This window comes from Nocardia sp. NBC_01377, assembly GCF_045040005.1.
Taxonomy (GTDB): domain Bacteria; phylum Actinomycetota; class Actinomycetes; order Mycobacteriales; family Mycobacteriaceae; genus Nocardia; species Nocardia noduli.
The window spans coordinates 3,109,796-3,128,987 of sequence record NZ_CP109566.1 but is presented as its reverse complement, the minus strand read 5'-3'; the positions used below and the strand labels follow the sequence as shown (position 1 = coordinate 3,128,987).

The 19,192-nt window shown below is 67.9% G+C and carries 23 protein-coding genes and 1 pseudogene; 5 read left to right on the top strand and 19 right to left on the bottom strand.

Annotation, left to right across the window (positions count from 1 at the left end; all coding sequences use genetic code 11):
* Positions 1 to 30: 30 nt before the first annotated feature.
* Both OG225_RS14685 and OG225_RS14680 read right to left on the bottom strand, forming a co-directional pair.
* Positions 31 to 894, bottom strand: coding sequence for a hypothetical protein (locus tag OG225_RS14685; protein WP_405182163.1), 864 nt, complete (start codon positions 892 to 894; stop codon positions 31 to 33).
* A gap of 255 nt (positions 895 to 1,149) precedes the next feature.
* Complete coding sequence (locus tag OG225_RS14680) at positions 1,150 to 1,374, bottom strand: hypothetical protein (protein WP_216916863.1); 225 nt, start codon at positions 1,372 to 1,374, stop codon at positions 1,150 to 1,152.
* Here OG225_RS14680 and OG225_RS14675 point away from each other — a divergent pair.
* The gene (locus tag OG225_RS14675; RefSeq protein ID WP_405182162.1) at positions 1,373 to 1,753 is read left to right on the top strand and encodes a hypothetical protein; all 381 of its coding nucleotides are present in this window, start codon (positions 1,373 to 1,375) and stop codon (positions 1,751 to 1,753) included. The two genes, OG225_RS14680 and OG225_RS14675, sit on opposite strands and share 2 nt — an antisense overlap.
* A gap of 16 nt (positions 1,754 to 1,769) precedes the next feature.
* On the opposite strand, the gene OG225_RS14670 is transcribed toward OG225_RS14675, so the two are convergent.
* Complete coding sequence (locus OG225_RS14670) at positions 1,770 to 1,967, bottom strand: hypothetical protein (RefSeq protein WP_405182161.1); 198 nt, start codon at positions 1,965 to 1,967, stop codon at positions 1,770 to 1,772.
* A 116-nt stretch (positions 1,968 to 2,083) separates the two neighbouring features.
* A complete protein-coding gene (locus tag OG225_RS14665; protein WP_405182160.1) occupies positions 2,084 to 2,662 on the bottom strand; it encodes a PadR family transcriptional regulator in 579 nt (192 codons plus the stop codon).
* 91 nt (positions 2,663 to 2,753) lie between these two features.
* On the opposite strand from OG225_RS14665, the gene OG225_RS14660 reads away from it, so the two are divergent.
* Positions 2,754 to 3,170: a nuclear transport factor 2 family protein gene (locus tag OG225_RS14660; RefSeq protein ID WP_405182159.1), complete on the top strand. Its 417-nt coding sequence runs from the start codon at positions 2,754 to 2,756 to the stop codon at positions 3,168 to 3,170.
* 5 nt (positions 3,171 to 3,175) lie between these two features.
* Here the strand turns inward: OG225_RS14660 and OG225_RS14655 are convergent, their stop codons facing one another.
* Complete coding sequence (locus OG225_RS14655; RefSeq protein ID WP_405182158.1) at positions 3,176 to 3,550, bottom strand: TetR/AcrR family transcriptional regulator; 375 nt, start codon at positions 3,548 to 3,550, stop codon at positions 3,176 to 3,178.
* A gap of 44 nt (positions 3,551 to 3,594) precedes the next feature.
* Here OG225_RS14655 and OG225_RS14650 point away from each other — a divergent pair.
* The 3 genes and pseudogenes from OG225_RS14650 to OG225_RS14640 form a co-directional block, all read left to right on the top strand.
* A pseudogene (locus OG225_RS14650) lies at positions 3,595 to 4,035 on the top strand (VOC family protein); the annotation flags it as partial.
* Between the two features lie 78 nt (positions 4,036 to 4,113).
* Complete coding sequence (locus OG225_RS14645; RefSeq protein ID WP_405183272.1) at positions 4,114 to 4,989, top strand: TIGR03619 family F420-dependent LLM class oxidoreductase; 876 nt, start codon at positions 4,114 to 4,116, stop codon at positions 4,987 to 4,989.
* 162 nt (positions 4,990 to 5,151) lie between these two features.
* Entirely contained in the window at positions 5,152 to 6,069 is a 918-nt protein-coding gene (locus OG225_RS14640; RefSeq protein WP_405182157.1) for a fructosamine kinase family protein, read from the top strand.
* Between the two features lie 65 nt (positions 6,070 to 6,134).
* Here the strand turns inward: OG225_RS14640 and OG225_RS14635 are convergent, their stop codons facing one another.
* The 14 genes from OG225_RS14635 to OG225_RS14570 are packed head-to-tail and all read right to left on the bottom strand — an operon-like array spanning position 6,135 to position 19,104.
* Entirely contained in the window at positions 6,135 to 6,968 is an 834-nt protein-coding gene (locus OG225_RS14635) for a DUF6390 family protein (protein WP_405182156.1), read from the bottom strand.
* A gap of 15 nt (positions 6,969 to 6,983) precedes the next feature.
* Complete coding sequence (gene hypE / locus OG225_RS14630; RefSeq protein WP_405182155.1) at positions 6,984 to 8,054, bottom strand: hydrogenase expression/formation protein HypE; 1,071 nt, start codon at positions 8,052 to 8,054, stop codon at positions 6,984 to 6,986.
* A 7-nt stretch (positions 8,055 to 8,061) separates the two neighbouring features.
* Complete coding sequence (gene hypD / locus OG225_RS14625; RefSeq protein WP_405182154.1) at positions 8,062 to 9,174, bottom strand: hydrogenase formation protein HypD; 1,113 nt, start codon at positions 9,172 to 9,174, stop codon at positions 8,062 to 8,064.
* Positions 9,171 to 9,500, bottom strand: a complete 330-nt coding sequence (locus OG225_RS14620; protein WP_405182153.1) for a HypC/HybG/HupF family hydrogenase formation chaperone — start codon at positions 9,498 to 9,500, stop codon at positions 9,171 to 9,173. Before OG225_RS14620 ends, hypD begins: the two co-directional genes overlap by 4 nt.
* Positions 9,501 to 9,516: 16 nt before the next feature.
* A complete protein-coding gene (hypF, locus tag OG225_RS14615; RefSeq protein ID WP_405182152.1) occupies positions 9,517 to 11,790 on the bottom strand; it encodes a carbamoyltransferase HypF in 2,274 nt (757 codons plus the stop codon).
* Positions 11,787 to 12,029 carry a HypC/HybG/HupF family hydrogenase formation chaperone gene (locus tag OG225_RS14610; RefSeq protein ID WP_216916851.1) on the bottom strand — a complete coding sequence of 81 codons (243 nt, stop codon included), beginning with the start codon at positions 12,027 to 12,029 and terminating at the stop codon, positions 11,787 to 11,789. Before OG225_RS14610 ends, hypF begins: the two co-directional genes overlap by 4 nt.
* A 2-nt stretch (positions 12,030 to 12,031) precedes the next feature.
* Positions 12,032 to 12,523, bottom strand: a complete 492-nt coding sequence (locus OG225_RS14605; protein WP_405182151.1) for a hydrogenase maturation protease — start codon at positions 12,521 to 12,523, stop codon at positions 12,032 to 12,034.
* A gap of 1 nt (position 12,524) precedes the next feature.
* A complete protein-coding gene (locus OG225_RS14600; protein WP_405182150.1) occupies positions 12,525 to 12,644 on the bottom strand; it encodes a DUF6893 family small protein in 120 nt (39 codons plus the stop codon).
* Positions 12,645 to 12,651: 7 nt separating this feature from the next.
* Positions 12,652 to 14,004, bottom strand: a complete 1,353-nt coding sequence (locus OG225_RS14595; RefSeq protein ID WP_405182149.1) for a hypothetical protein — start codon at positions 14,002 to 14,004, stop codon at positions 12,652 to 12,654.
* Complete coding sequence (locus OG225_RS14590; protein WP_405182148.1) at positions 14,001 to 14,660, bottom strand: DUF6084 family protein; 660 nt, start codon at positions 14,658 to 14,660, stop codon at positions 14,001 to 14,003. Before OG225_RS14590 ends, OG225_RS14595 begins: the two co-directional genes overlap by 4 nt.
* Positions 14,657 to 15,292 carry a DUF5947 family protein gene (locus OG225_RS14585; protein ID WP_405182147.1) on the bottom strand — a complete coding sequence of 212 codons (636 nt, stop codon included), beginning with the start codon at positions 15,290 to 15,292 and terminating at the stop codon, positions 14,657 to 14,659. Before OG225_RS14585 ends, OG225_RS14590 begins: the two co-directional genes overlap by 4 nt.
* Entirely contained in the window at positions 15,289 to 16,236 is a 948-nt protein-coding gene (locus OG225_RS14580; protein WP_216916847.1) for a NifU family protein, read from the bottom strand. Before OG225_RS14580 ends, OG225_RS14585 begins: the two co-directional genes overlap by 4 nt.
* Positions 16,237 to 16,240: 4 nt before the next feature.
* Positions 16,241 to 18,037, bottom strand: coding sequence for a nickel-dependent hydrogenase large subunit (locus OG225_RS14575; RefSeq protein ID WP_405182146.1), 1,797 nt, complete (start codon positions 18,035 to 18,037; stop codon positions 16,241 to 16,243).
* Between the two features lie 11 nt (positions 18,038 to 18,048).
* Positions 18,049 to 19,104: a hydrogenase expression protein HypE gene (locus OG225_RS14570; protein WP_109524774.1), complete on the bottom strand. Its 1,056-nt coding sequence runs from the start codon at positions 19,102 to 19,104 to the stop codon at positions 18,049 to 18,051.
* Positions 19,105 to 19,192: the final 88 nt, after the last annotated feature.

Below are 19,192 nucleotides of genomic sequence, written 5' to 3'. Positions count from 1 at the left end.
CACCGACGCGAATCCCTGCGTGGGACAGGTCTATTCGTCGTCGTCGCGGCCGCGCAGGAACCTGCCGACGATGGTTTCGTCAAGGGCGAAGGCCTTGACGATCGCGGCCGCGCCGACGATCACGAGCGACAGCACGAAAAGCCAGCTGATCGAGGTGAACGCGAGGCCGAGCGGACCGAATTGCTCACGCGCGTTGGCCGCGAGGCGAGGCAGCACGACCCGGCCCGCGATGTGCACCAGGCACAATCCGATCGCGGTGAGAATTCCCGAGGTCCAGAGCAGCCGTCCGTTCAACGCGCCCTTCGTCAGCAGGAAGGGCACGAGAATCCACACGAACGACCAGACGATCAGCTCGATCACCAGCGACAGCGGCGGGCCGATGTAGGAGATCCGGCCGAGTTGGCGGGTCTGGCCGACCACCCCCGCGGCGAGGGCGACCGTCAGCAGCGCCGCCAGCCACCGCCACGCGTCACGCCCGCCGATAGCCGGGACCTTCCACACCACCTGATAGAGGCGTCCGAGCGCTCGGGCGAAGGAGGTGCCGCCGATCAGGACGACGAATAGTCCGACCACGCCGAACGCCGCGACCGTGGGGTCGGCGACGGTGGCGTCGGGGCCCGCGCCCAGGGCCGCCGAATCGAATCCGAACTGGTCGCGAATCGTGTTCTCCGCGGCGTCCCAGCCGCTGATGACCGAGGCGGCGATGATGACGGGTAATACCGAGGTGAATATCTGCGCCGCCAATGCCAGCGAACGATCGGCGATCTGGATATCGGCGAAACCCTCGAGTACTCGGCGAAGGGTGCGCCCGTAGGGTGTTCCGCGTAGCAGGCCGGTCACCGACTGGGTGCGGGCCAGCGACATCTCCCGGGCCAACGCCATCGATAATTTCACGGACCGCACCCTGGCTCACTACCCTTCGTCGTGAACGAGTCGGATTCACCCGACCGAACCAACTGGAATCGACGCTACGCTGTCGCGGCATCGGCTACGCCCCGTCGGCTATTCATTGTTACGGTCCCGACCCGGACATATCCGCCACGAAACCCGTGCGGCGGTGGAAAAGACACCCCACGCGTCACACGTGTGCGAGGATCGGTACACGGGCACATCGGGTCATCCGCGCGATCGGGATGGCATGTGTTCCGTTCATTTCCAGGTATCGCATCGATATGACGCACACGGATTCTCCGACGAATTCAGGAGCAGACCGATGATATCGAGGAAGAGTGTTTGTGGAATCGCCGCCACGGCGGTCGTTCTGACGATGATCACCGCATGCGGATCCGACAGCGATTCGGATTCGTCGGCGTCGGCGACAACGGCGACGACGACCACCGCCGCCACCGCCACGTCGAGTTCGACGAACGACATGCGCAGCAGTATCGCCGCCACCGCGTCCTCCGCGGTGAGTTCGGCGCTGAACACCGCGCAGCAAGCCATCCAGAACACCATCAACGCCGCCGTCGCCGCCGCGCCGATCAGCTTCGACAGCGGAAGTTCCGACCTCGGGGCGCTGGATGTGGCGACCATCAACGCGGTGGCGATCCCGCTCAAGGGCAACGACGCCAAGATCCGCGTCACGACCTACGGTCCGGATCTGGCCTTGGCGAAAGCGCGCGGCGACAACGTCGCGGCCGAACTGGAATCGGCGGGAGTGGACAAGGATCGCATCACCGTGCGCGCCGAGACCGCGCCGAACGATCCGGACGTCGCCGTCGACAACGCCAAGATCGAGGTCGTCTCGAAGTAGCCGCGAGCCGTCGAACTCAGCGGTGCGGGACCGCGTCGGGGAAACGGTGCCGCAGCCGGTCCATGTATCGGTGCACGTCCCGTAGCTCGGTCTCGAGCCGCTGGGTGGCGGAACTTCCGGAACCGGTCAGGGCGATCTCGCGGGTGAGGCTGCCTACCTGGACAGCGAGCAGCTGCAGGAAGACTCGGGCTTGGGCGCGGTCGGCGTCGTCCATCGATCAGGGCCGATCTGTCGGGGTCGTATCGGGTATGCCCGTGGTTTCGCGGCCGAGGTCCACAGCCGCAGAACCGATTCGGACGGTACCCGTTCCGACGCCGTGTGACGGGCGGATTACGGGGAATCGCAACGGTGTCGAGTTGTTTCGCGCCGGTCGATGGTGGCCAGTGCGATGTCGGCCCAGCGGATGTTCTCGCGTTCGAAGGCGATGCCGCGCAGCAGGGTGAGGTAGGGGCCGACGGCCTCGGCTTCGAGCAGGTAGGTCTGTTCGTTCCGGTCGCCGAGCATCGCGGCCCTGCCCCGTTCGTAGCGGGCCAGTTTCGTTTCGGCCCGGAGTTTGCTGTCGGCGACGGACGCGCGGATCGACGCGGTGTCGCAGACGTCGATCGCTCGGACCTGCACCAGCAGTTCGTCGCGGATGGCGGTGGGTTTCGGCGTTCGGGCGGTGAACGCCCGCAATGCTTCCCAGCCCGCCGGGGTCAGCGAGTGCAGGCGTTTGTTCGGCCTGCGTTCCTGTTCGACGACGCGGGTGTGGATGAGTCCTTCCTCGGCCATCCGGTCGAGTTCGCGGTACAGCTGCTGCGGGGTGGCCATCCAGTAGTTGGCGACCGAGGCGTCGAAATCCTTGGCCAGGTCGTAGCCGGAGGCTTCTCCCTCGATCAGCGCGGCCATCACCGCGTTGCGTAGCGCCATCGGCCAAGGCTATCGGCATCTGGACATCGGCGCGGAACCTGGTTAGCGTGCCGGAGGCATAGTCAACAAATTGAGTAATCGAGGTGTGGGAATGCATCCTTTCCGCAAGGCCGTCGAGGACCGTGACATGGCCGCCGTCGAGGCACTGCTCGCCGAGGATGTCGTGTTCACCAGCCCGGTGGCGTTCTCGCCGTATCCGGGCAAACCCATCACCGCGGCGATCCTGCGCGCGGTGATGCGGGTCTTCGAGGACTTCCGCTACGTACATGAGATCGCGGACGAGGGCGGCCGTGATCACGCCTTCGTCTTCGAGGCGACGGTGGCGGGCAAACGCCTCAGCGGCTGCGACTTCCTACATTTCGACGAGGAGGGCAAAATCGACGACTTCACGGTCATGGTGCGTCCGCTCTCGGCCGCCACCGCCCTGGCCGAGGCGATGGGCGCGCAGTTCGAGCGGATCAAGACCGAGGCAGCAGCCGCGATCGAGAATGGCAACGCGGGACTGTAGGGCGCTCAGTCCGCGGCGGTGGTCATCGAGTGGGTGCGCACGACCTCGAGGAAACGGCCGTAGTGGCTGACCCCGGAGCGGTCGAGGAGTTCGAGGATCGGGTCGGCCAGCATGGCGACCAGCGCGCGCAGGTCGTGCGCGGTGCCGTCGGTCTCGTGGGCGGCGAGCAGTTCCATGCGGCGTTGTTCGAGCCAGTTCATGCGACGGTCGACGATGGCCTCGATCAGCTCGGTGCGGGAGTCGAAGTAGTAGTGCACGGCCGAGTTGTTGCGTTGACCGGCGGCCGCCGCGATATCGCGCAGCGGTACCTCGACGCCGCGTTCGGCGATGAGTCGTTCGCCGGCGTCGAGCAGCGCCGAGCGCGAATCATCGGTGTGCATGAGCCAACCCTACTAAATCGCAGTCTTGACGATGTTAAGCGCTGATGATTGATTGGGATGGTGCAATTAGAACGCGTTGCAGTCTTGTCCGATATCGGCCGCTCGACGGCGGCCGACGGGACAGCTCTGCGCGCACGAGGCGGCGCCCGATGACCATCGCCGCCGGACCGATCTTCCAGCTGGGCTGGGTGGTACCCGATATCACCTCGGCCACAGCGGAATTCGCCGACCGCTACGGCGTCACCGAATGGTTCGCGCTCGACGAGGTGCGCTTCGGGCCGCGCACCTGCCGCTACCGGGGACGGCCCGCCGACTACACCGTCGCGGTGGCACTCGGCTACGCGGGCGGCCAGCAACTGGAACTGATCGCGCCACGCGCGGGTGACAGCCCGTACTCCGAGTACCTGACCCGATCCGGCGCGGGACTGCACCACATCGCCTACATACCGGACGATTTCGACGCCGCACTCGCCGAAGCGCGCGCCGCGGGCACGCGAACCCGTGAGTATAGCGGCCCGGAACCGTATCAGCCACGAAAACTACAGGGACGAAAGGCAATCCAGATGCGATTCACCTATGCCGAGGCCATGACCGACCCGTCGTACTATGTGCCGCTGGCACAGGCCGCCGAAGCCGCCGGATACAGCTCGATCACGGTGGCCGACAGCATCGCGTACCCGAAGGAATCCGATTCGACCTATCCCTACACCCCAGACGGCAATCGCGAATTCCTCGAGGACAAGCCGTTCGTCGAGGCGTTCGTGCTCTCCGCCGCGATCCTGGCGGCGACGACCACCCTGCGGGTGACGCCGTTCGTGGTGAAATTGCCGATCCGGCCGCCGGTACTGGTGGCCAAACAGGCCGCCTCGCTCGCGGCGATGAGCAACAACCGGTTCGGATTCGGCGTCGGCATCAGCCCGTGGCCCGACGACTTCGAGATCATGGGGGTGCCGTTCGAGAAGCGCGGCGCCCGGATGGACGAATGCATCGACATCGTGCGCGGGCTGTGCGCGGGCGGCTACTTCGAATTCCACGGCGAGTTCTACGACCTGCCGCCGATCAAGATCAACCCGGTCTCCACCGAACCGGTACCGATCCTCATCGGCGGCCACAGCAAACCCGCGCTGCGCCGCGCCGCCCAGCGCGGCGACGGCTGGATGCACGCGGGCGGTGATCCGGCCGAGCTGGACCGGCTGCTCGCCGAACTCGACACGTTGCGCGCCGAATACGGCACGCGCAAGGATTTCGAAGTGCACGTCATCTCGCTGGACGGATTCACCGTCGACGGCATCAAGCGGCTCGAGGACAAGGGCATCACCGATGTCATCGTCGGCTTCCGCAATCCCTACACCACCGAACACGACACCGAACCGCTCGACGTCAAGATCAGGAACCTCACCAAGTTCGCCGAACGGGTCATCGCCGAGACCGGGAACTGAGACCCGCGAAAAGCCCGGTCGACGTCGATACCGGGACGTGGGATCGACCCGTGCGTACGCTCGGCTACGGCCCGACACGCTGCGTGCAGGCACCGGGCGGCAGGCCGGGGTCGGGTGCGAGGCGGGTCGAACCCGTCGGGTGCTCACGTCCACGGAGGTGTCATGAGTTTGGCGGTGCGGCTCGGTGAGCTGCTCGGGGGAACGGTACGCGGGATAGCCGACCTCGGCCCCAGCCACGGATGGACGCTGCATCGGGCGATCCTGTCCGACGGGCGCGACGTGTTCGTCAAATCCGCGCCCGACCACGCCGAGGTCCTGACCGCCGAAGCCGCGGGCCTGCGCTGGCTGGCCGAGGCCGTGCCGAAGGCCGTACCGCAGGTACTCGCCGTCGACGACCACCTGCTGGTGCTGCCCTGGCTACCGGAGACCACCCCCACTCCCGCCACCGCCGAACAACTCGGCCGCGACCTCGCCCAGCTGCACGCGAACTCCCCCGGCGTGTTCGGCGCACCGTGGCCGGGCCGCATCGCCGAACTGCCGCTGGACAATACCGAGGTCCGGGATATCGAGGCACCGACCGCCGTGAACGGATCGTCCACGGCGGCGCCGACGCTCGGCTGGCCGCGGTGGTACGCCGAATACCGGCTCGCCCCCTTCCTGCCCGCTGCCGCGAAACACCTCGGGACCGAGGGCACCCGGCTGATCGAGCAGGTCATCGACCGCGTCGAGACCCTCGCGGGACCGCCGGAACCATCCGCGCGCATCCACGGCGACCTCTGGTCGGGAAATCTGCGCTGGAGCCGCGACCGGACCCGGCTCATCGACCCCGCGGCCCAGGGCGGGCACCGCGAAACCGACCTCGCCACGCTCGCACTGTTCGGCGCGCCGCAATTGCCCAGGATTCTCGCCGTCTACCAGCAGATCCGTCCCCTGGCCGACGGCTGGCGCGACCGGGTTGCCCTGCACCAACTGCACCCACTGCTGGTGCACACGGCGCTCTACGGCGCCACCTATCGGGAACAGACCCTCACCGCCGCCGGCGCGGCGCTGGCGGCCGGACACAGTTCATCCCGCGAGTAACGCGCGACGGGTGGCCGCGTCGGCCGGGAAGAACGATTCCACGGCCGGTTCGGCCCCGGTGACGTTCATCGATGTACAGAACACGCCGGGTCCGGTCCGCCTGCGGCGGCCAGGCGCGCATTCGTCACCCGCAGTTGGTGTTCGGTGGCCTCCGCGAGCACGCGGGTCAGGTTCTCGTCGATCCGACCGCACACTCTTCCCCAGTGCAGTGCGACCCGATCGCCGACATCGGCTTCGGTGGCGAGGCGACGCGCGGACGACACCGCGGTGACTGATCGCGTCTCCGGCGCGGACAGACGCAATCGGGAGCCGTCGAGGAGCAGGCGGCGGCATTCCACGGTGATCTCGTCGCCACGGCGTGCGCGCACCACGGCCCAGGTGATCCGGCAGTCGTCGAGGATGCGCAGTGGATGTTCGCCGGTACCGACGCCCAGCAGCCGGGACCACGGGTATACGCCGAAGACGTGGAAGCAGTGGTTCGGGGCGGCCTCGCGCCCCAGGTCGGGGGTCAGGTGTTTCCAGTAGTGCCCGGCGGCGGGACCGAGCATCGCGAGGAGTTCGTGGGCGAACGACTCGTGGTCGAGATCGGCGCCGAGGCCGCCGCCCAGCCAGTACGACTCGACCAGGCGGTGATCGAGCGGATCGGTGATGCCCGTCATGCGCGCCATCACCCGCAGGTACGGCCACGCGCCGGAGAATCGGCGGGCGGCCGCGCGGACCTGCGCGACGGTGCCCTCCCGTAGCGCGGCCGCGTCCGGTGGACCGCAGTAGCCGAGATCGTTCGGCGCGTAGGCGAATCGGGCGAACACGTCCGCGCCGCTGCCTGCCGCGACCTCGGGCGCCGAAGCGCCGTTCGTCGGGTGGCCATCGGCCCGCGCGTTCGCTCGACCGCCGATCATCTCCCGGGCTCGCTCTCAGCAGATCCGCGGCAGCTGCTCGCCCGCGGGCAGGTCCACCACCCGGGTGCCGCCGAGGGCGGTGCGCGCGACCACCATGCCGGGATGCTCGGCCACACAGACACCGATGATCTCCGCTTTCGCGCCGAGGGGATGCGCGCGCATGGCGGCGAGGATCCTGTCCGCGTCCTCACGGGCGACGAAGGCGATCAGTTTGCCCTCGTTGGCCACGTACATGGGGTCCAGGCCGAGCAGGCCGCAGGCGTCGCGGACCGCGGCGGGCACCGGCAGTCTGCGTTCGGTCAGCGACACGCCGACCTTCGCGACCCCCGCGATCTCGTTGAGGGTCGCCGCGACTCCGCCCCTGGTCGGATCGCGTAGGACATGGATATCGGCGCCGGTCGCCAGCATCGCCGCGACCAGGCCGTACAGCGGTGCGGTGTCACTGCACACGGTCGTCCCGAATTCCAGACCTTCCCGGCAGCTCATCACGGCGATGCCGTGCACGCCGATATCGCCGCTGACCAGGACGACGTCACCGGGACGCGCCCGCTGCGGCCGGATATCGACGCCGTCGTCGAGCACGCCTATACCCGCGGTGTTGATGAAGATGCCGTCGCCGTGTCCGGCGTCGACCACTTTGGTGTCACCGGTGACCAGCGTGACCTCGGCGGCGAGCGCGGCCGTGCCGACCGCCTCGGCCACGTGCGCGATCTCGGCGAGCGCGGTCCCCTCCTCGAGGATGAACGCCGTCGAGAGGACCATCGGCCGCGCACCGGACATGGCCAGATCGTTGACCGTCCCGTTGACCGCGAGATCACCGATCGAGCCGCCGGGGAACACCAGCGGTTTGACCACGAAGGAGTCGGTGGAGAACGCCAAGCGCGCCCCGCCGATCGTGACGACCGCGGAATCGCCGAGACCGGCGTCGGCGGCCGCGCCGAAGGCGGGCAGGAACAGATGCTCGATGAGTTCACCGGACATCGCGCCGCCGCCGCCGTGGCCCATCACGATGGTGGGCGAATCACGCAGCGGCATCGGGCAGACCCATCCGTTCATGTCGACGGCGGGTTCCCCGGCGCCCCTCATCGGCTCCTTACGCATGCGCCACCTCCGCCGGAAGGTCGAGTCGGCGGTACAGGTAGTACGCCGCGCAGGCGCCCTCGGAGGAGACCATGGTGGCGCCCAGCGGATTTCGCGGTGTGCACTGCTTGCCGAAGGCGGCGCACTCGTGCGGTTTGATCAGCCCTTGCAGTACTTCGCCGGAGCGGCAGATCGCCGATTCCTCGGTCCGCAGATCGTCGACGGAGAACCGCTGTTCGGCGTCGTAGTGCCGGTAGCGCGGGGACAGTCGCCAGCCGCTGCGCGGGATGACGCCGATCCCGCGCCAGGCGCGGTCGGTGACCTCGAAGACGTCGGCGAGCATGGTCTTGGCGGCCGGATTGCCCTCGGCGCGCACCGCGCGGGGATAGGCGTTCTCCACCTCGTGCCTGCCCTGTTCGAGTTGGACCACGGTGCGGCGGATGCCCTCCAGGATGTCGAGCGGTTCGAATCCGGTCACCACCATCGGCACCCGGTACTTCTCGGCCAGCGGCGGATATTCGGCGGTGCCCATCACGCTGCACACATGTCCCGCCGCCAGGAACGCCTGGACGCGACACTCCGGCGATTCCATGATCGCGGCGATGGCAGGGGGTACCAGCACGTGCGAGACCAGCAGCGAGAAGTTCTCGATGCCCAGCTTCTTTGCCTGGTAGACCGTCATCGCGTTGGCGGGCGCGGTGGTCTCGAATCCGATGCCGAAGAACACCACCTGCCGATCGGGGTTCTCCTTGGCGACGGTGAGCGCGTCCAGCGGTGAGTAGACGACGCGGACGTCGCCGCCTTCGCTCTTGACCCGGAACAGGTCGCGTTCACTGCCCGGGACGCGGAGCATGTCGCCGAAGGAGCAGAAGATGACGCCGGGCGTCGCGGCGATCTCGAGCGCTTTGTCGATCACTTCGAGCGGGGTGACGCACACCGGGCATCCCGGTCCGTGGATCATCTCGATCTCGTCGGGCAGCAACTGGTCGATGCCGTGGCGGATGATCGAATGAGTTTGTCCGCCACAGACTTCCATGATCGCCCAGCGACGGTTGGTCGCCGCGTGGATCTGGTCGAGCAGCTTCTTCGCCAGTTCCGGATCACTGAATTCGTCGAGATATTTCATGACGTCACCTCCGGGTCGTCGTCACGGGTTTCCGAATCGGTGGGATCGGGGAGTCCGGCCTGTCTGGCGGCGAGGGCGAACCCGTCGCCGAATTCCTCGTTCAGCACACCGAGATGTTCGAATTCGGCCAGGGTGCGCAGCGCGGACTCCTCGTCCAGCCGTTGGATGGCGAACCCGACGTGGACCACCACGTAGTCACCGACGACCGCGTCGGGAATGTATTCCAGGCACACATCCTTGTGCACGCCGCCGAAGTCGACGGTCGACATCAGCGTGCCGTCACGTTCCCGCAGGCTGAGCACTTTCCCCGGAACTGCCAGGCACATCGTTGCCTCCTTCCGCTCAGCCCGCGTTACCCGCGAGCAGTTGCCCGAACGAGAGACCGCCGTCGTTGGGTGGCAGCCTCCGATGGGTGATGACGTGGAAACCTCTCTCGCGCAGCAGTCTTCTCGCGGTCGACAGCAGTAGCGCGTTCTGGAACACCCCGCCGGTCAGCGCGACGGCGGTGGTCTCGGCCGCGAATTCGGCCGCGAGCTCGACGATCGATCCGGCCACGGCGGCATGGAAGCGCGCACCGATCACGGCCGCGGGGACGCCGGTGAGCACGTCGGCCGCGACCTCGGTGATCACCGGGGCCGGGTCGATCCCGACGGGGTCGGTCGAGTGATCCATCGTGAAGCGATACCGGCGCGCGCCGGGGTCGACTCCGCGCGAGCGTCCCTCGAATTCGATCGCCGCCTGCGCCTCGTAGTCGACGCGGTGGCATACCCCGGCCAGCGAGGACACCGCGTCGAAGAGACGTCCCATACTCGAGGTCGGGACGCAGCCGAGTCCGGTGCGGAACTGGTGGGACAGGATCGCGCGTTCGTCGGCGGGACAGGCGCGCACAGAGGGAATGCCCTCGGCCCAGTCCAGTCCGGCGGCCCACAGGTGGGCCAGCGCCATCCGGTAGGGGCGGTGTACGCTCGCGTCGCCACCGGCGAGCGGCACGTATTTCAGGTGGGCCAGCCGCCGATAGCCCTTGTATCCGGCCGCGAGCACCTCACCGCCCCAGATGGCGGCGTCGGGCCCGAATCCGGTGCCGTCGAAGGCGATTCCGAGCACGGTGTCCTCGGCTCCGAGGCCGTGTTCGCCCATGACGGCGGCGATATGGGCGTGGTGGTGCTGCACGGTGCGCACCGGTCGGGTACCGGCGTGCTCGTGTGCCCACCGGGTGGAGCGGTAGCGCGGGTGCGCGTCGGCGATCAGATGTTCCGGTCGCACGCCGGTCAGGGCGCACAGGTGCGCGGTGGCGTCGTCGAAGGCGCGCAGGGTCGCGAGGTCGTCCATATCGCCGATGTGCTGACTGAGCCAGGCGTAGCGGCCGTCGCCGACCGCGCTGGTGTTCTTCAGGTCGGCGCCGACGGCCAGGGTCGGCGGAACCGGCGTCGGCAGGGTCAGCGGCAGCGGGGCATAGCCGCGCGAGCGCCGGACCGGCAGTTCCTCGCCGTCGACGAGTCGGACCACCGAATCGTCACAGGGCACGAGAATCCGCCGGTCGTGCGACAGCCAGGCGTCCGCGAGACCGGCGAGTCCGCTGCGCGCGTCGCGATCGTCGTAGCAGATCGGTTCGCCGCCGCGATTGCCCGAGGTCATGACCAGATGCTGGGGGCCAAGTTCGTCGCCGGGCAATCCGAACAGCAACAGGTGCAGCGGTGTGTAGGCCAGCAGCACTCCGATATCGGGTATCCCCGGTGCCACCGATTCAGCCAGCGTCGTTCGACCGCCGCTGAGCAGCACGATCGGGCGTTGCGGGCCCGTGAGCAGCGGCGCGGCCCGGTCGTCGACGTCGGCGACGGCGCGGGCGCGCGCGAGGTCGGGCACCATCACCGCGAACGGTTTGTCGCCGCGGCGTTTGCGGTGACGCAGGCGGGCGACCGCGGCCTCGTCGGTCGCGTCGCAGGCCAGGTGATAGCCGCCGATACCCTTCACGGCGAGGATTCCGCCGTCGCGCAACAGGTTTCGCGCTGCGGTGATCGGGTCGCCCGGACCGGGGCCGTGGTAGGTCAGGCGTGGGCCGCAGTCGGGGCAGGCGATGGGCTGGGCGTGGAACCGGCGGTCGGCGGGGTCGTGGTATTCGGTCGCGCAGCGCGGGCACATCGCGAAATCGGCCATGGAGGTCCGGGCGCGGTCGTAGGGCAGGCCCGCGATGATGGTGAACCGAGGACCGCAGTTGGTGCAGGTGATGAACGGGTGGCGGTAGCGCCGGTCGGCCGGGTCGCGCAGTTCGGCGACGCAGTCCGCGCAGATCGCCACGTCCGGCGAGGCCAGGGTGCGGCCACCGTCGTGGCGGGTGGTGTCGGCGATGTGGAAGCCGGTGCCGCCGCGTACCGCGACGGTGTGCTCCTCGACGGATTCGACGACCGCCAGCGGCGGTGGCCGTTCCCGCAGCCGACGAGAGAAGGCGTCGACCTCGGCGGGCGCGCCCTCGACCTCGACGACCACTCCTGAACTGTCGTTGTACACCCGCCCGGTCAGGGCGAATTCGGCCGCGGTGGTGTAGACGAAGGGCCGGAATCCCACGCCCTGCACCACGCCGCGGACCAGCAGCCGCCTGCGCAGGCGCGGCGCGGTCACGGCTGCTCTCCTCGTCCGAGCAGCCGGAGTCCTGCCATCGCCTCGACCGCGCCCGCCTCGTCGGTCTTCTCCACCGCGAAACCCATGTGGATGATCACCCAGTCGCCAGGTCGGGCCGGATCGTCCTCCAGCAGGCCGATATTGACCTTGCGGCTCTCACCGGAGACGTCGACGAGCCCGATCTGTCCGTGGTAGCCGTCGGGGATCTCCACGACCCGGCCGGGAATGCCCAGACACATGCTCACACCTCCGGTCGGGTCGTGAGCGGTTTCGCCGCCATGAGGTCGGTGAGCACCTCGCCCACCGCGTCGAGGGCGGGCGTCACCGCGGCGGCGACGGGTTCGGACAGTCCGATGCCCTCGGCCACCGTGGCGATCCGGCAGCCGACGACGACCGTCGGCGGCAGCGTGCCGCCCAGCGCGCGGACGCCGGCGAACACCGCGGCCGGATCCATCGCGTGCGCGTCCAGACCCGTCGCGCCGGTGGTGCCGGGGTCTGCGGCGAACACCTCTATCCGTCCCGGCTGCTCCCGTCGCGGCAGCGCGTCGACGAGCACCAGTGCCTGCCACGGGTCGAGCAGGTCGTAGGCCAGGTGCATACCTCGGATGCCGTAGTCGACGACGCGCACGGTATCGGCCGGATAGTGCGGCAGTCGCCGTATCACTTCCGGTCCGAAGCCGTCGTCGCCGAGGAAGATGTTGCCGATCCCGGCGACGAGTATCCGCGCCGTCATCTCACATCCGGCGTATCTTCATGTACCGCTTGACATCCGGTATCGAACGCACGCCCACCAGCACGCCGAATACGGCTCCGGCGGCGACCAGGGCGAGCGCGATGACTCCCACCGTCTCCATGACGGACCTACCTTTCCTCTGTCGGGCCGTCGAGCGGCTCGATCTCGTCGGGCGCGAAATAGAGATAGCGGCCGTACCATTCGTGCAGTTCGGCGGCGGGGTCGTCCTCGATGACCACGCCGATATGGGCGTCACCGTCGACGTCCTCGTGCACCGTCACCACCCGTGCGGCCCGGCCGTCGTAGAACAGGTCGTGCGCGTCGGCGCGACGCGACGGACGCAGCCGCACCCGACTGCCTTTGCGCACCATGACCCCGGCCACGGCGACCGCGTCGGATTCGGGGCGCACGGCGGCGTCGGCGAGTGGATCCCACCAGTCCACGCCCTGCGGGACCTCGGGTACCAGCCCGGGCGGTTGCGGCAGGTGCGGGTCGCGCAGGACGCCGTGCAGTCGCGCCATGGCGTCGGGGGTCATCGCGTCGCAGCGGTCGATGACGGCGGCGGCGTGCGGATCGGTCGCGCGGGCCTGGGCCTTCTCCTCGTCGGTCATCGTCATCACGCGCAGGGTCAGGATCTCGTCGATCTCGGTCGAATCGAACAGCGAGCCCTCGCTCTGTTCGGCGATCTCGGGGTGGTCGTAGAGGATGATCGGCGAGACGAGCATCAGCCGGTGTTCGCCCGGCGGACCGGCGAGTACCGGGAAACATCGGTGCCGGGTGCATTCCGCCGCGGCCCGCTCGGCGTGCGGCGGGGGTTCGAGCAGCGAGTGGAATCGGCCCTCGGCGACTTCGGCGACGATGTGCGCGCCGATCATGGATCGGGCGATGGCGTCGTCGCTGTCGGAGGCGGGCGCGCCGGTATTGGCGAGCGCGAGGTTCGCGCGCAGGAATCCGTCGACGGGTTCGACCGACAGCGTCAGTTCGCCGGTCAGCGCACACCTGGTGCGCACCACCTGTCCGGCCGGGGTGCCTTCGGCGTGTGTGAGCGGTTCGCTGTCGACGCCGCCGGGGATGTCGAACGGTGTCGTCGCCGCGGTCAGCGGCACCGGGCCGATGACGACCTCGCGTTCGACGGCCTCGTCCCAGCTGATCCACGTCCGCTCGCCCACCGTCAGTTCCGGTACCGGGTTCGCGTCGGCGTCCCGCACCTGCCGCCGCTGCAATTGCAGGAACCGGACGGTCAGGGTGAGCGTGGCCGCTGCGCTCGCTTCGAGCAGACATTGCGCGCCGAGCCCGGCGTCCTCCCCGAATCCGGCTTCGGCGGCGCCAGGCGGTCCGAGCACACCGAACTGCCAGCGCGACTGGTTCTTGCGCGAGTTCGCGCGGTAGGGGTAGAGCAGATAGCCCTCGTACAGCACGGCGTCGGCCACCGCGCGAGCCCTGGCCCGCGCCGCCGCCGTCCCCGCGAGTTCGCGCGTCACGGCGAATCCTGTGCCGGATGGGAGACATCGGTGAGCAGGCGATCGATCGCGCTGTCGAAATCGAGCAGGCCGTGACCGGATTTGTAGGCGGCCAGTGCCGCGATGGTGGCGTGGTTGAGCCGCAGCCAGCCCGCGTCGGGAAAATTCGCGGCGACCAGATCGCGCCACACCGACACCGGCATCGCATACCTGTCCTCGCGATCCCAGGGGATCTGCTGCACGGCGAAACCGCTGGTGCCCCTGATGAACACGGTCCCGCTGAACAGGAAGACCAGGGGAACGACGCCTTCGCGCAACGCGTGCAGGTATTTCGACGCGCTCACCTCGAAGTCGTAGGTGCACGGCAACGGCAGATCCACCTCGGCGCCGCCGCTGAATCCGGGAACCGTGGTGGCGCAATGCATCCAGAGGAACGAGCGTTGGGTGTCGCGCCAGCGTTCCCTGGGTCCGAACAGATCGGTCAGGCCCGCGCCCTCCTCGTCGGTGTAGGGCCTGCGATGCGGTTCGATCCGCACCTGGGCGCGGAGCACGAGGGCGTGGACCGGTTCGTCGCCGATGGCGGCGATGCCGATCCGCGCCGACAGTGTCGGGGTCACCGCGTAGGGCTGCGGGGCCATGCCGAGCACCGCGAAGGTCGTCGCGTACGCCGGACTCACGCCGCACCACCGGGGCGGGCTCGGGCGGAGATCTCGGTGAAGAATTCGTCGAGATAGCGGTGCACGTCCTGGCCACCGTCGAATCCGCGCCACAGCATCCGCATCCGTCCGACGAATTCGTAGCAGGTGTCGATCGGCAGCAGCACGCACGCGGCGTGCGCGGTGCCGCGCGCCGGGACCCGGATCATCAGCGCTTCGACATCGGGCACGATCACGTCGAGTTCGGGGTGCGCGGCGAGCAGATCGCGCCAACTCTGGAGCGACAGTTCCGATTCGGTGGCTCCCGCGGGCCCGGGATAGAAGGCCACGGTGCGATCCAACGCGGAGTTGACGAAGAAGAAGGCCAGGCCGACGGGGATGTCGAGCGCGTCCCACTCGGCTTGGGCGATGGTGAAATCCGGGAACGACAGGTAGCGGTCCGGCACGGCGCGATACCGCAGTGCCGCGGCGCTGTCGGTGAACAGCAGATAGCAGCCGCGGCATACGCACATCAGTTGTCGCCCTTCGACATTCACGACATGCTGATGTCGGTCGCCGAGCGGATCGGCGCACATCTCGCAGCGTTCGCCCGCGCGCGTGGCCGGGGTGCGGTCGGCGGCGATCCGGCGCAGCACGCGCAGCGGCGAGGTCATCCGCTCACCCCCGCCGGGACCGCGACCGCGGGCGCGCCGTCGCGGACGAGGACGGGCAGCGGTTCGAGATGGCCGTCCCCGTCGACCCGCGCGCCCGCGCGCACCACGTCGTAGTGCGCGTGACAGACCGGGCAGCGCAGCACGGCGTCACCGACGGCGAATCCCATCCTGCGGTGCAGCGCCGCGCCCGCCAGCGAGTTGTCGCACGAGGGGCAGTGATCGCGGTAGACGTACAGGTCGTCGCCGACCCGGCAGGCCAGCACCTGCTGTCCGGCGACCGCGAACCCGCCGACCTCGCCCGGGCCGATGGCGCCCAGTTCCGGCACCGTGACCCAGCTCCCGCCCTGATGCGGCGGGTGATCGGTTCGTGCGTGCACGTGGGAGAACAGCGAGTCTGCGGAGATCACGCCGGATTCGGATTCCGGTGCTGCGGCGACCACCTCGATCGACTCGATCTCCGGCGCGGCGGCGCGCACCGCCTCCTCCACCGCGAGTTCCAGGGTCACCGACGAGGACGGGCAGGTCTTGCAACTGCCCGTCAATTCGAGGCTGACCACCCCGTCTGCCACCCCGAGCAGGGTGACGTCGCCGCCGTGCGAGCCGAGGTAGGGCCGCACACTGTCCAGCGCCGTGGCGACCCTGGTGTGGACGTCGTGCGGGTGCAGGCCGTGCACGAGCAGCAGGCTCGCCACCAGATCGTCGCGCAGCAGCCGCTCGACCGAGGCGGCGTCCACCAGTTCCAGCACCCGACCCAGTCCGGCCCCGTAGAGGTCGGACACCTCGCGGACCAACTGTTCGGCCCGTTCGCGCGCCATCGCGCCGCCCGCCGAACTCGCGTCGAGCAGGGTTTCGATCCGTTCGCCCGCCCCCCGCCAGTGGCCCTCCTCGTTCCGTGCGCCTTCCTCGATCGCCGCACCGTCCCGGTCCCACGGACGAACGTCCATCGGCCTACTCCGTGGTCGTGATCTGGGTCGGTGAGTGCAGCATGTCGAGCGACTTCCCCTCGCCGAGATACATGTGCACTCCGCACGGCAGGCAGGGATCGAAACTGCGCACGGTGCGCATGATGTCGATGCCCTTGAAATGTTCGCGATCGTTCTCCTCGAAGATCGGCTGGCCCTGCACGGCGTCCTCGTACGGTCCCGGAGTGCCGAAACTGTCGCGCGGATTGGCGTTCCACGGCGTCGGCGGATAGGGGTGATAGTTGGCGATCTTGCCGTCCCTGATCACCATGTGATGCGACAGCACTCCGCGCACCGCCTCGGTGAATCCGCAGCCGATCCCTTCGTCGGGCACCTCGAAGCTCTCCCACGTCTTGGTGCGTCCGGCGCGGATCTCCACCAGGGCCTGCTCGGCGAAATGCAGCGCGCACGCGGCGGCATAGGCCTGGAAATAGGTTCTGGCGCGGTCACGTTCGATGGTGTTGCTGCCGTGTTCGGGAATCTTCCACTCGAACGACACCGGACCTTTCAACGCGGTCTTGGGCAGGTTGATCTGCACACTGCGCCCGGTGGATTTCACATAGCCGATATCGACCAGACCCGCCAGCGCCGTCGACCACAGCCGGGCCAGGGGTCCGCCGCCGGTGTCCAACGCGAGATGTTCCTTGCCGTCGAACCAGCGCGGCGACATCACCCAGCTGTACTTGTCGTCCATATCGCGTTTCTGCGGCTTGGGATTGGTGTGCTGATTCCAGGGGTGACGGCGATCGACCCGGTTGCCGAGCGGATCGGTGGTGACGAACATTTCCTGGTCGGTCCAGTCGTCGTAATAGGAACTGCCGAGCAGGATCCGGATGCCGAGGTTGATATCGAGCAGCGAGGTGGTGATCAGGCGTCCGTCGACGACGATGCCCGGGGTCACGAACATCTTGCGGCCCCAGCCCTCCATGTCCTTGTAGGCGAAATTGCACACTTCCGGATCCTGGAACGAACCCCAGCAGCCCAGCAGCGTCCGGCGCAGCCCGACCTGTTCGTAGCCGGGGATCGCCTCGTAGAAGAAGTCGAACAGGTCGTCGTGCATGGGCACGACCTTCTTCATGAATTCGACGTAGCGCATGAGTCTGGTCATGTAGTCGGTCATCAGCTGAATCGTGGCGACCGTGCCCACACCGCCCGGATACAGCGTCGACGGATGGACGTGTCTGCCCTCCATCAGGCAGAACATCTCGCGGGTGTACCGGCTGACCTGCAGCGCTTCGCGATAGAACTCGCCGGTGAACGGGTTGAGGGCGCGCATGATGTCGGCGACCGTGCGGTAGCCGTGGGCGTCGGAATGCGGCGCGAGGGATTTCTCCGCACGGGCCAGCACCGCCGGATTGGTCTCGGAGACCATCTTCTCGCAGAAATCCACGCCGACCAGGTTCTCCTGGAAGATGTTGTGGTCGAACATGTATTCCGCGGCCTCGCCCAGGTTGACGATCCACTCGCCCAGATGCGGCGGTTTCACCCCGTAGGCCATGTTCTGGCAATAGCACGAGCACGTCGCGTGGTTGTCACCGCAGATCCCGCAGATGCGGCTGGTGATGAAATGCGCGTCGCGCGGATCCTTGCCCTTCATGAAGATCGAGTAGCCGCGGAAGATCGAGGACGTGCTGTGACACTCGATGACTTCGCGGTTCTCGAAATCGATTTTCGTGTAGATGCCGAGGCTGCCGACGATTCGCGTGATCGGATCCCAGGCCATCTCCACGAGAGCATCGGGGTCGATCTTCTTGTGCGACGGCTCGGGAATGATGGCTGTCATCGAAGATTCTCCTACCAGGTCCGGGTGGCGCCGGTTTCCAATCGCTCGCCCTTGTGCCGCCAGCGCGGCTCTTTGTCGACCGTGCGGCCGGTGATGTGACGCAGGCTGCGGATCACCGACCCGTAGAGCCCGGACGCGGTGGACGACAGTTTCCCGCCCGGCGGCTCGTCCATGAACGGCATGAACTTGTCCGGGAAGCCGGGCATCGTGCACCCGATGCAGATACCGCCCACATTCGGGCAGCCGCCGACGCCGTTGATCCAACCGCGTTTGGGGACATTGCATTTCACGACCGGGCCCCAGCAGCCCAGTTTCACGATGCATTTCGGTGAACCGTATTCGGTCGCGAAATCGCCCTCTTCGTAGTAGCCCGCGCGATCACAACCCTCGTGGACCGTCGCGCCGAAAAGCCATTTCGGGCGCAGTGCTTCGTCGAGCGGGATCATCGGAGCCTGACCGGTGGCCATGTACAGCAGATAGGTCAGGGTCTCCGACAAATTGTCCGGGTGGATCGGGCAGCCCGGTACGCACACGATGGGAATTCCGGCCTTGCTCTTCCATTCCCAGCCGAGATAGTCCGGAACGCCCATCGCGCCGGTGGGGTTGCCCGCCATCGCGTGGATGCCGCCGTAGGTGGCGCAGGTGCCGACCGCGACGACCGCGGTCGCCTTGGGCGCGAGCCGGTCGAGCCATTCGCTGGTCGTCATCGGCTGGCCGGTCGCCGGATCGTTGCCGAAACCGCACCAGTAGCCGTCCTCGTGTAATTTCTCGTTCGGAATCGATCCCTCGACGACCAGGACGAACGGTTCCAGTTCGCCGCGGTCGGCTTTGAAGAACCAGCCGAGGAAATCGTCGGCTCCTCCGGACGGGCCGCATTCGAAATCTATGAGCGGCCAATGTACGGCGACCTTGGGCAGGCCGGGGAGCGCGCCGAGCGCGATCTCCTCGACACTGGGCTGGGTGGCGGCCGTCAACGCCACCGAATCACCGTCGCAACTGAGGCCCGCGTTGATCCAGAGAACATGGATCAGGGTCTCCTCGGCCTGTACTGCTTCCTGAGTGGGCATGGGCTGTGCCGCTTTCCGATCAATCGAACATCCGACCGGTTCCCCCCGACCCGAAGTACCCGGGCATCGAATGTGATCCTGATCACGT

What these genes read in the sequence shown, in the direction of transcription:
- OG225_RS14600 (WP_405182150.1), bottom strand. Translation starts at nt 12,644, where the DNA reads ATGGAGACGGTGGGAGTCATCGCGCTCGCCCTGGTCGCCGCCGGAGCC.
- OG225_RS14585 (WP_405182147.1), bottom strand. Translation starts at nt 15,292, where the DNA reads ATGACCTCGCCGCTGCGCGTGCTGCGCCGGATCGCCGCCGACCGCACC.
- OG225_RS14620 (WP_405182153.1), bottom strand. Translation starts at nt 9,500, where the DNA reads ATGTGCCTGGCAGTTCCGGGGAAAGTGCTCAGCCTGCGGGAACGTGAC.
- OG225_RS14570 (WP_109524774.1), bottom strand. Translation starts at nt 19,104, where the DNA reads ATGCCCACTCAGGAAGCAGTACAGGCCGAGGAGACCCTGATCCATGTT.
- OG225_RS14665 (WP_405182160.1), bottom strand. Translation starts at nt 2,662, where the DNA reads ATGGCGCTACGCAACGCGGTGATGGCCGCGCTGATCGAGGGAGAAGCC.
- hypE (WP_405182155.1), bottom strand. Translation starts at nt 8,054, where the DNA reads ATGAGGGGCGCCGGGGAACCCGCCGTCGACATGAACGGATGGGTCTGC.
- hypD (WP_405182154.1), bottom strand. Translation starts at nt 9,174, where the DNA reads ATGAAATATCTCGACGAATTCAGTGATCCGGAACTGGCGAAGAAGCTG.
- OG225_RS14605 (WP_405182151.1), bottom strand. Translation starts at nt 12,523, where the DNA reads ATGACGGCGCGGATACTCGTCGCCGGGATCGGCAACATCTTCCTCGGC.
- OG225_RS14645 (WP_405183272.1), top strand. Translation starts at nt 4,114, where the DNA reads ATGCGATTCACCTATGCCGAGGCCATGACCGACCCGTCGTACTATGTG.
- OG225_RS14640 (WP_405182157.1), top strand. Translation starts at nt 5,152, where the DNA reads ATGAGTTTGGCGGTGCGGCTCGGTGAGCTGCTCGGGGGAACGGTACGC.
- OG225_RS14680 (WP_216916863.1), bottom strand. Translation starts at nt 1,374, where the DNA reads ATGTCGTTCGTCGAACTCGACGTGGCGGTGGCGGCGGTGGTCGTCGTC.
- OG225_RS14660 (WP_405182159.1), top strand. Translation starts at nt 2,754, where the DNA reads ATGCATCCTTTCCGCAAGGCCGTCGAGGACCGTGACATGGCCGCCGTC.
- OG225_RS14575 (WP_405182146.1), bottom strand. Translation starts at nt 18,037, where the DNA reads ATGACAGCCATCATTCCCGAGCCGTCGCACAAGAAGATCGACCCCGAT.
- OG225_RS14635 (WP_405182156.1), bottom strand. Translation starts at nt 6,968, where the DNA reads ATGATCGGCGGTCGAGCGAACGCGCGGGCCGATGGCCACCCGACGAAC.
- OG225_RS14580 (WP_216916847.1), bottom strand. Translation starts at nt 16,236, where the DNA reads ATGGACGTTCGTCCGTGGGACCGGGACGGTGCGGCGATCGAGGAAGGC.
- OG225_RS14655 (WP_405182158.1), bottom strand. Translation starts at nt 3,550, where the DNA reads ATGCACACCGATGATTCGCGCTCGGCGCTGCTCGACGCCGGCGAACGA.
- OG225_RS14610 (WP_216916851.1), bottom strand. Translation starts at nt 12,029, where the DNA reads ATGTGTCTGGGCATTCCCGGCCGGGTCGTGGAGATCCCCGACGGCTAC.
- OG225_RS14670 (WP_405182161.1), bottom strand. Translation starts at nt 1,967, where the DNA reads ATGGACGACGCCGACCGCGCCCAAGCCCGAGTCTTCCTGCAGCTGCTC.
- OG225_RS14675 (WP_405182162.1), top strand. Translation starts at nt 1,373, where the DNA reads ATGCGCAGCAGTATCGCCGCCACCGCGTCCTCCGCGGTGAGTTCGGCG.